This is a genomic window from Azospirillum sp., from assembly GCF_035627195.1.
Classification (GTDB): Bacteria; Pseudomonadota; Alphaproteobacteria; order Azospirillales; family Azospirillaceae; genus Azospirillum.
Genome location: NZ_DASPMG010000182.1, coordinates 1 through 9,568, shown reverse-complemented (window position 1 = coordinate 9,568; position 9,568 = coordinate 1). Strand labels below are relative to the sequence as shown.

The following is a 9,568-nucleotide window of genomic DNA, read 5'->3' as shown; positions in this document are numbered from 1 at the left end:
GACATCGCCATCCTGACCGGCGGTCAGGTGATCTCCGAGGATCTCGGCATCAAGCTCGAGAACGTGACGATCGACATGCTCGGCACCGCCAAGCGCGTCCAGATCACCAAGGAGAACACCACGATCGTCGACGGCGCCGGCGACAAGGCCGACATCGAGGGCCGCACCGCCCAGATCCGCGCCCAGATCGAGGAGACCACCTCCGACTACGACCGCGAGAAGCTCCAGGAGCGTCTGGCGAAGCTGGCCGGCGGCGTCGCCGTCCTGCGCGTCGGCGGTGCGACCGAGGTCGAGGTGAAGGAGCGCAAGGACCGCGTTGACGACGCCATGCACGCCACCCGCGCCGCGGTGGAAGAGGGCATCGTCGCCGGCGGCGGCACCGCGCTGCTGTACGCCACCCGCGCCCTGGACGCCCTGAAGCCGCTCAACGACGAGCAGCGCGTCGGCATCGACATCGTCCGCCGCGCCCTCCAGGCCCCGGTCCGTCAGATCGCCTACAACGCGGGCACCGACGGCTCGATCGTGGTCGGCAAGCTGCTCGACCAGGCCGACACCAACTTCGGCTACGACGCCCAGAAGGGCGAGTTCACCGATCTGGTGAAGGCCGGCATCATCGACCCGGTGAAGGTGGTCCGCACCGCCCTCCAGGACGCCGCTTCGGTGGCCGGCCTGCTGATCACCACCGAGGCGATGGTCGCCGAGAAGCCGGAGAAGAAGGCTGCTCCGGCCATGCCGGGCGGCGGCATGGGCGGCATGGACGACATGGGCTTCTAAGCCCACGTCATCCCCGCACGTTACCGGGAAGGGCGCCTCCGCAGGGAGGCGCCCTTTTCTGTTTTGCCTTCGCCTTGAAGGTCAGCCGGCCTGTCGGCTCAGCACCTTTTCGATCTCCGCCCTCAGGTTTACCGGCAGGATGGGCTTGAACAGAACCCCTGCCGGATGATCCTGCCGGATGCGTTCCACGGTTTCCGGCTCCCGCGACCCGGTGATGAAGATGACCGGCGTGCCGAAGAGCCGGTGGATTTCCATGGCGGCCTCCACGCCGTCCGCCGGCCCTTTCAAGCGCACATCCATCAACACGAGGGAAGGGCGGTGCGTCTGCGCGAGCTCGATGGCCTTCGCCGCCGTGGCGGCCGTTCCGCAGACCTGCAAGCCCATGTCCCGCAAGGTCACGGCCAAGCCCAACGCGATCAGTTGTTCGTCGTCGACGACCAGCACACAGGTGCCGCCATCCATCATGCTGCGGCTCCGGGCCGGGGCATGCGGACTGCGATGTCGGTGCCGGCGCCGTTGGACGTGATCATTTCCCCCTCCAGTTGAAGGACCAGGGCTTCCACGATGCTCTGACCCAACCCGCCATCGCGGCGCAGGGTTCCAAGGCCGCCGTCGTGACCTTCGCCGTTGTCGGACACCGTCAGCAGCACCGTGTCGTCCGGGCACCGCCGCAGACCGATCCGAACCATGCCGCCGCGGCCGTTCCGGAAGGCGTGCTTCAACGCGTTCTGCACCAGTTCCGTCACCAGCAGGCCAAGCGGAATGGCGAAATCCAGGTCCGCCCTCAGGGCGTCGGCCTCCACGGAGAGCACGATGCCTTGCCGTTCGCTGTCGTTCGCGGTTGATAGGTTGCTTTTTAGCTCGTCCAGGAAGGGACGGATGTCGAAGGTCGCCAGATCGTCCGAGGTCATCAGTTGCTGGTGGACCAGGCCAAGGGCGTTTATGCGGTGGCGCAGATCGTCCAGAAGCTCCTCCGGCGGTGTCGTGCCCAGCTCGGACGCCTGTATGGCGATGATGCCGTCGATGACCTGGAGGTTGTTCTTCACGCGGTGATACACCTCGCGCAGCAGCAGGCCGCGTTCGTCGAGCGCCTTGCGCAGCCGCTGGTTGGATGCTTCGAGTTCGGCGGTACGTTCGGCCACACGCCGTTCGAGGGTTTCGTTGGCGTGACGCAGCCGGGCCAGCGCGCTTGCCAGCGAGCGGTGCAGCCGGGCGAACTGGCCCAGGAAAAAGATGAGCAGCAGGCTGGCGGAGACGAAACCGCTGACCCGGCTCAAATCCCACCCGATCGTGTACCGGGCGCCGCCCGCGACCGCCAGTGCGTTGAACGCCGCAAAGGCGACCAGCGCCAGCCCCAGCCAGCCGTAAAGCACGTTCCGCCCCCGCGTGACCAGCAGGAGCAGAAGGAAAGCGGCCATGGACAGGGCAACGGACGTCCACTGGGCCGCGTTGCCCCACGTCGCGAAGACATTGCCCTGGAGTTCCTGCGGCAGCCAGCCTTGCCCGGTCGTGGCGCTCAGCGTGAGCACGGTGACGAGTGCCAGCGTGCCCAACATGGTCACGGCGATGGCGCGACCGACACGCCCGGCGGCCACGCGGCGCTCTCCGGACCGCGCCTCGGCGACGACCGCCGCGAGGGCCAGGGCCGGAAACCCGAGAATCCAGAAGATGAAGAGCCACCCGACGGATTGCGGGGTACCGACCAGCGGCGCGTTCGCGATCCAAGCGCCCGGGAAGGTGAGGATGTGCAGGAGCGCCATGGCCGCGCTGTAGACGTAGGCGGCGGCCAGCAGGAGGAGCGACGGCGAGGGAACCGCCCGGAACTGGGCAAGCAGCAGAAAACCCGTGCAGAGATCGGCGATCAGCACGCCGGCCCCGAACGTCGTGGTGGCGGCCGGAATGACCGGGCCGGGCTCGTCGGCGAACGGCAGGATGGCGAGCGTGGCCAGGATATAGACGCCGCATAGGAAGCCGATGGTCCGTCGGGCGAGCGGCGTTGCGCTTTCGCCCCCGAAGGTGCCGAGTTGCCCGTGCTTCGCGTTCGCGTTCATCACCGCCCCAGCAAGCCGTCGGCGACGATAACCGCCGGATCACACCTCCGTTTCGATCCCGGATCGCGTTTGGTGGGGTTGGTCTCTTCGGTCCCGCGCCCTCACGCCCCCACCTTGATCGCCTCCAGCATCGCCGCGAACACGGCCTGAGCTTCCGCCGCGCTGCGTGACGGCAGTTCGGCGCGGCCGGCGTCGACGATCAGCGAATCGGCGGGGGCGGACAGCATCACGTCGATCAGTGCGTCCAGCACCTCCTCCGGCGCTGCGGCGCCGGACGCGACGGCCGGGGCCGTCGTCTTGATCCACCGCGCCAGCCGTTCGCGCATGGACACCTCGGGTACGCCGCTCATGGAGAATCCATAATCCGTTTATGGTCTATGCGACAGCCTACGATGTGGCGCACGTGGTGTCGATGGCCCCGCAGAACGCGCCCGCCGTGCCGGGCTGCGGTGAAACGCGAAGCAACAAAGGGCACGAAGATCACGAAGAGGCGTCGGCCCGGCCGCCGGCGTGCCGCCAAGCCGGCGCTTCTTTGTGGTCTTCGTGGCCTTTGTTGCTTCGTGTTCCAAAAAACTCCGCTTCCCCGACGCGCATCAGGGCGAGCGACCGCTCATGCCAATGTATACACCGGCGGAACCACAGGTTCCGCCGCGCAATCGGCAATTGATCCTGCTCGATTGCCTTTGCCAGCCTTGGCCCGCCCGCCGCTGCGGCGGGGCTGGAAACCAGGGGGAGCGCCCATGTGCACGAATTTTCTCATCACCGCCGCCGACGGCTCGCAGATCGTCGGGCGATCGATGGAGAACGCCACCAACTTCGAATCGCAGGTGGTCGTCCGCGGCCGCAACCAGCGCATCCAGTCGCCGTCCGACCTCGACCTGCTGAAGCATGACGGCCTCGCCTGGACGACGGCCTACGGCTACGTCGGCCTCAACGCCCTGGGCATGGACTGGCTGACCGACGGCATCAACGAGAAGGGGCTGTCCGTCGGCATGCTCAACCTGCCGGGCACGCAGTACCAGACCGTGACCGACAAGACGAAGGCGCTGCTGGTCATGTGGTTCTGCGACTGGGTGCTGGGCAACTTCGCGACGGTGGCGGAGGTGAAGGCGGCGTTGCCCGGCGTGCAGGTGTGGGGGCCGATCCTCGAAAGCGAGACCACCGTGCACTTCCCCATCTTCGACGCCAGCGGCGCCAGCATCGTGGTGGAGTTCGTCGGCGGCGCCCAGCGCGTGCACGACAACCCGGTCGGCGTGTGCACCAACGCGCCCACCTTCGACTGGCATCTGGCCAACATCGGCAACTACACCGGCCTCTCGCCCTGGGGCGCCGATCCGGTGACCATCGGCGGCCAGACCTTCGCGCAGCCGGGGCTCGGCTCCGGCCTGATGGGCATTCCCGGCGATTCGACGCCGCCGTCGCGCTTCGTCCGCGTCACCTACATGAAGCAGTTCGCCGACCAGCCGGCCAACGCCGCGGACGGCGTCACCCTGGCCTTCCACATCCTGAACACGGTGGACATCCCGCTGGGCACCAGCCGCAGCCGCGCCATCCTGCATCCCATCGCCGGGTCGCAGGACAGCACCGAATGGATCGTCGTGCGTGACCTGACCAACCGCGTCTACTACATCCGCACCTACGGCAACCTGACGCCGATGCGGATCGACCTGGGCAAGATCCCCTTCGCCACGACGACGCTGCTGAAGCAGTCGCTGCCGGCCCTGCCGCCGGCCGTGGACATCACCGCCGACGTCGTGCCGGTCTGAGAGTTCCGAAAACGACGAAGGGCGCCCCGGCGGGGGCGCCCCTGGTCGGTCCGAAGCGAGGGGGAGGGACCGGCGTCAGGCCGCGGCGGCGGCCGGTTCGGCGTAGGCGATGTAGCTGTCGCGCTGCTCCGTCAGGCTGCCCAGCAGATCCTTAAGGCTGTCGCGGGCGAAGGGATTCGGCGTCTCGTCCAGCTTCTTCTGCACCACCGCGATGAATTCGTCCAGAACGCTCAGGTGAACCTGGGTGGCGGCGAAGACATCGCTGGAGAGGAAGGGCGCCTTCATAATCGAGATCTCCTGGTTTGCGTGTGTTCCGTTGAGCCTATTGAGCCATCCGGCCAGTTAACGAGGTGTTAAGATCGCCTTTTGGGCATAGGTCGATAGGTGATTACCTCTTGCGAATATTTGGTGATTACCTCTTCCGGGGTATAGGCCGCGCGGCCAGGGGCGCTGCCCCCTTGACAAAGGGCGCTGGCGGCGGTGCCCTGTCGTCCGACAAAGGGGAGATCCGCCATGGCCGAAACGCCGGTGGCCGCGTGGCTGCGGCAGTCCGCGCACGATCTGGAGCACGCGCACGCGGCGCTGGCCGCCGGCACGCACGACTGGGCCTGCCTCGCCGCCGCGCAGGCGGCCGAGAAGGCCATCAAGGCGGTGCTGCTGGCGCACGGCGGCCGGGTGCTGGGCATCCAGAACCTGCTGCTGCTCCTCGACCGCGCCCGGCAGGAGGCCGGCGTCGCGGTGGACGAGGACCTCACCGACGACGCCCGCACGCTGATGCAGGCGCTGGCGGTGCTCAGCGGCCAGTGCACCTACAACGGTATCGCCCCTTACGAGCTGACCACCCGCGCCCAGGCCGACGGCGCCATCGCCGCCGCGCGGCGCCTGCACGCCCACTTCGCCGGGGCCATGGCGGCGTAGGCGGCGGCGTAGGGGCCGGCCTGGCCGTTGCGCCACCGGCCGCGTTCGTGCTAGGAAAACGATCCTCGATTTGCCCCTCGGAGCGCGCCCTTGTCTTCACCGTCCTGCAGCTTGCCCCCGAATGAAACACCTACCGGAAATGTGTTGCATCCGGTTGCATCCGGTAACATTCGGGGCTGCCGGGGGGACCGCCGATGACCGCGCTCGCCTGTGACGTCGCCGTGGTCGGCGCCGGGCCGGCCGGGCTGATGGCGGCGGAGCGGATCGCCGCCGCCGGCCACACGGTGCGCGTCTTCGACCGTATGCCCACCCCGGCGCGCAAGCTGCTGCTGGCCGGGCGTGGCGGGCTGAACCTCACCCATTCCGAACCGCTGGAGCGCTTCGTCACCCGCTATGGCGAGCGGGAGGCGGTCTTCCGCGCCGCGCTGGCCGGCTTCACGCCCGACGACCTGCGCGCCTGGGCGGCCGGGTTGGGGGTGGAGACCTTCGTCGGCACCAGCGGGCGCGTGTTCCCCGTGCAGATGAAGGCCTCCACGCTGGTCCGCGCGTGGCTCCGGCGGCTGGAGGGGCTGGGCGTCGTCCTGCACACCCGCCACCGCTGGCAGGGCTGGAGCGAGGACGGGGCGCTGCGCTTCACCGACGCGGCCGGCACCGAAACGACCGTTCAGGCCCGCGCCGTGGTGCTGGCGCTGGGCGGGGCGAGCTGGCCGCGCACGGGCTCCGATGGTGCCTGGACGGACCTGCTGGTGGCGCGCGGTGTGGACCTTGCCCCGCTGCGCCCCTCCAACATGGGCTTCGAGGTGCCGTGGAGCGACCATTTCCGGGAGCGCAACGAGGGCCAGCCGGTCAAGAGCGTGGCGCTGACCGTCGCCGGCCGCCGCGTGAAGGGGGAGTTCGTGGTGACCGCCACCGGCATCGAGGGCGGCGCCGTCTACGCCCTCAGCGCCCCCCTGCGCGACATGGTGGAGCGTGACGGCTGGGCGCCGCTCGGCCTCGACCTCATGCCGGACACGGACGAATCGGTGCTGCGCAAGCGCCTGTCCGGCCGCGGGGCGCAGTCGCTGTCCACCTTCCTGAAGAAGACCGTCAACCTTACCGGCGTGCGCTACGCCCTGCTGCGCGAGTTCGCGTCCAAGGACGACCTGAACGACGCCGCCGGCCTCGCCCGCGCCATCAAGGGCCTCTCCATGCCGGTGGTCGGCGTCTGCGGGCTGGAGCGCGCCATCTCCACCGCCGGCGGCGTCCGCTTCGACGCGGTGGACGAGGCGCTGATGCTCAGGAACCTGCCCGGCGTCTTCGTGGCCGGCGAGATGCTGGATTGGGAGGCGCCGACCGGCGGCTACCTGCTGCAGGGCTGCTTCGCCACCGCCGTGCGCGCCGCCGACGGCGTGCTGGCGCGGCTGGCCGCTTCCTAGTCCTGCATCTCCGCCATGGAGCGGACGTTGCGGACCAGGATGCGCAGCAGGGCGCGGACGAACGGGTCGGCCTTGCCCAGCTTGTCGCGGAACAGGTCGGGCGAGATGACCTTGCACACGCTGTCGGTGGCGGCCACCGCGTCGGCCATGCGGGGCTCGTTGTCGATCAGCGCCATCTCGCCGAAGATGCCGCCCGGCTGGATGGTGCCCAGCAGGCGCCGGTGCGCCCCCTGGCCGCGGTAGATCTCGATCCGGCCCGACTCGACGATGTAGGCGCAGGACGGCGGGTCGCCCTCGCGGAAGATGAACCGCCCCTCCTCGAAGAAGCGCGCGGCGAAGGTCTTCGGATCGACGGGGGGCGGCTGGTTGGACGGCATGGGCGGCGCTTCCGGTCTGGCGCGCCGTCAGCGGCTGTGCGTCGGCGCGCCGGAATCGTAACGCACCGGGGCGCCGCCGCCAAACAGCCGATCGATCAGCCCGCCGATGGCCCCGCTTCCGCCGCCGGGTCCGGACGCCACCGCCTTCGGTGCCGCACCAGCGCCGGCACCGGGGCCGGGCGCGGCCGCCACGTAGGCCGGGCCGGCCACGCCGTCCAGGCCGGGCAGGGGGCGCGGCGGCTTGCCCTGGTGGGCCTCCACCATGAAGTCGCGCCACACCTTGGCCGGCAGGCTGCCGCCGGTGATGCGCTTCATCTCGTCGTTGTTGTCGTTGCCCAGCCACACGCCCGCCACCAGGTCGGCGGTGAAGCCAACAAACCAGGCGTCGCGGTACTCCTGCGTGGTGCCGGTCTTGGCCGCCACCGGACGGTCCAGCTTGGCCGACTTGCCGGTGCCGTACTCGACCACGCCGGTCATCATGCGGGTCAGTTGGGCGGCGTGCTGCGGGTCCACGGCCGGCGCCGCCCCGCCGCCCTGGCGGCGGTACAGCACGTTGCCCGCGCGGTCGCGGATCTCGGTGATGGCGTAGGGCCAGACGGGCACGCCGCGGTTGGCGATGCCGGCATAGCCGCTGGTCAGTTCCAGCAGCGTCACCTCGCTGGTGCCCAGCGCCAGAGACAGGTCGCGCCCCAGGGTGGAGCCGATGCCCAGTTCGGCCGCCGCGCGCCGCACCCGGTCGACGCCCAGCCGCTCCATCAGCCGCACGGTGACGGCGTTGGAGGAATGCGCCAGCGCCTGCGCCAGCGTGATCGAGCCGCGGTACTTGTTCTCGTAGTTGTGCGGGCTCCAGTTGCCGATGCGCACGGGGCTGTCGTCCATCGGCGTGTCGGGGGAATAGCCGCTCTCCAGCGCCGACAGGAAGACGAACGGCTTGAAGGACGATCCCGGCTGCCGGCGCGCCTGGACGGCGCGGTTGAACTCGCTGGCGTCGTAGTCCCGCCCGCCGACCAGCGCCCGCACCGCGCCATCCGCCGTCATGGCGACCAGGGCGCCCTGGCTGACGTTGGCCTGCGCGCCGGGGCCGCTCAGCGCCGCCGTCAGGTGCTGCTCGGCGGCGCGCTGCAGCTTAAGGTCCAGCGTGGTCCGGACGATGACATCGCCGTAGTCGCGGCCGATGAAGCCCGGCACCAGATCGGTCACCCAGTCGGCGAAGTAGCGGCCGTCGCCGCCCGGCTTGGCGCGCGGGGCGGGCGGGGTGTTCAGCGTCGCCTGCAGCTCGTCGCGCGTGATGAAGCCGGCGTCCTCCATGGCGCCCAGCACCACCTTGGCGCGCTCCGCCGCCTCGTCCGGGTTGGAGGTGGGGGCGTAGCGCGACGGCGCCTTCAGGAGGCCGGCGATGATCGCCGCTTCGCGCAGGGTTACCTGCGTGGCCGGCTTGCCGAAGTAGGTGCGCGCGGCGGCGTCGACGCCGAAGGTGCCGGCCCCCAGGTACACGCGGTTCAGGTAGGCGGTGAGGATCTGGTCCTTGCTGAAGCGCCGCTCCAGCCACAGCGCCAGCATCGCCTCCTGGATCTTGCGCTTCAGCGACCGCTCGGGCGTCAGGAACAGGTTCTTGGCGAGCTGCTGGGTGATGGTGGAGCCGCCCTGCACCGTGCGCCCCGACCGCCAGTTGACGTAGACGGCGCGCGCCAAGCCGATGGGATCGACGCCGAAATGGTAATAGAAGCGCCGGTCTTCGGTCGCCAGCACGGCGTTGATCAGGTGGGCGGGCAGCTGTTTGGTGTCCAGCACGGTGCCGTGCAGGTCGCCGAAGCGGGCGAACTCGCTGCCGTCGGCCGCCAGCACGATGACGGCCGGGCGCCGCTCGAACTGGGCCGCCTTCGAAACGTCCGGCAGGTCGTAGGCGAAGTAGGCCAGCACCATGCCGCCGGCGATGCCCACCCAGATCGCCGCCACGAAGGCCCAGGTGGCCAGCGTCCGCAGGATGCCGCGCGACTTGCGCGGCGTCGGGGCCGGCCGGCGCGGGGCAGGGCGGGGACGCGGGGGCGGAGGTGGGGCGGGAGGCTCCGGCGGGGGCTCGTAACGCGGGCGCTCGGGCTTCGCCGCCTTGGGCTTCAGTTTCAGCTTCAGCGCCGGCCGCTTGAAGCGCAGGCGGGGCTTGCGCTCCTCCTCGTGCGACTGGATCGGCCGCAGACCCGCGAAGAGTTCATCCGGTCGGTTCGACGTCACGATGCCGCCACAGCCTTTTCTTTAACCGATCGGGCCCG

The 9,568-nt window shown here is 69.8% G+C and carries 10 protein-coding genes; 4 read left to right on the top strand and 6 right to left on the bottom strand.

Features of this window, described 5'->3' with window-relative positions:
* On the top strand, positions 1–774 hold a 774-nt coding region (gene groEL / locus VED21_RS16995; RefSeq protein WP_324884098.1), incomplete at its 5' end, for a chaperonin GroEL.
* Between the two features lie 81 nt (positions 775–855).
* Here groEL and VED21_RS16990 read toward each other — a convergent pair.
* From VED21_RS16990 to VED21_RS16980, 3 genes are all read right to left on the bottom strand, one after another.
* Positions 856–1,239, bottom strand: coding sequence for a response regulator (locus tag VED21_RS16990; RefSeq protein ID WP_324884096.1), 384 nt, complete (start codon positions 1,237–1,239; stop codon positions 856–858).
* Positions 1,236–2,825, bottom strand: coding sequence for a sensor histidine kinase (locus tag VED21_RS16985; RefSeq protein ID WP_324884094.1), 1,590 nt, complete (start codon positions 2,823–2,825; stop codon positions 1,236–1,238). Before VED21_RS16985 ends, VED21_RS16990 begins: the two co-directional genes overlap by 4 nt.
* A gap of 101 nt (positions 2,826–2,926) precedes the next feature.
* Entirely contained in the window at positions 2,927–3,175 is a 249-nt protein-coding gene (locus VED21_RS16980) for a hypothetical protein (RefSeq protein ID WP_324884092.1), read from the bottom strand.
* Positions 3,176–3,565: 390 nt separating this feature from the next.
* Between VED21_RS16980 and VED21_RS16975 the strand changes: the two genes are divergently transcribed.
* Positions 3,566–4,591 (top strand): choloylglycine hydrolase family protein, encoded by a 1,026-nt coding sequence (locus VED21_RS16975; protein WP_324884090.1) that lies wholly within the window; start codon positions 3,566–3,568, stop codon positions 4,589–4,591.
* 75 nt (positions 4,592–4,666) lie between these two features.
* Here VED21_RS16975 and VED21_RS16970 read toward each other — a convergent pair whose 3' ends face one another.
* Positions 4,667–4,876, bottom strand: coding sequence for a hypothetical protein (locus VED21_RS16970; RefSeq protein ID WP_324884088.1), 210 nt, complete (start codon positions 4,874–4,876; stop codon positions 4,667–4,669).
* Between the two features lie 228 nt (positions 4,877–5,104).
* On the opposite strand from VED21_RS16970, the gene VED21_RS16965 reads away from it, so the two are divergent.
* The gene (locus VED21_RS16965; protein WP_324884086.1) at positions 5,105–5,509 is read left to right on the top strand and encodes a HEPN domain-containing protein; all 405 of its coding nucleotides are present in this window, start codon (positions 5,105–5,107) and stop codon (positions 5,507–5,509) included.
* A 194-nt stretch (positions 5,510–5,703) separates the two neighbouring features.
* Positions 5,704–6,924 carry a TIGR03862 family flavoprotein gene (locus VED21_RS16960; RefSeq protein WP_324884085.1) on the top strand — a complete coding sequence of 407 codons (1,221 nt, stop codon included), beginning with the start codon at positions 5,704–5,706 and terminating at the stop codon, positions 6,922–6,924.
* Here the strand turns inward: VED21_RS16960 and VED21_RS16955 are convergent.
* Together VED21_RS16955 and VED21_RS16950 are read right to left on the bottom strand one after the other, a co-directional pair.
* The gene (locus VED21_RS16955; RefSeq protein WP_324884083.1) at positions 6,921–7,301 is read right to left on the bottom strand and encodes a cyclic nucleotide-binding domain-containing protein; all 381 of its coding nucleotides are present in this window, start codon (positions 7,299–7,301) and stop codon (positions 6,921–6,923) included. The genes VED21_RS16960 and VED21_RS16955 overlap by 4 nt on opposite strands.
* 27 nt (positions 7,302–7,328) lie before the next feature.
* On the bottom strand, positions 7,329–9,530 hold the full coding sequence (locus VED21_RS16950; RefSeq protein WP_324884080.1) for a penicillin-binding protein 1A: 2,202 nt from the start codon (positions 9,528–9,530) through the stop codon (positions 7,329–7,331).
* Between the last annotated feature and the right edge of the window lie 38 nt (positions 9,531–9,568).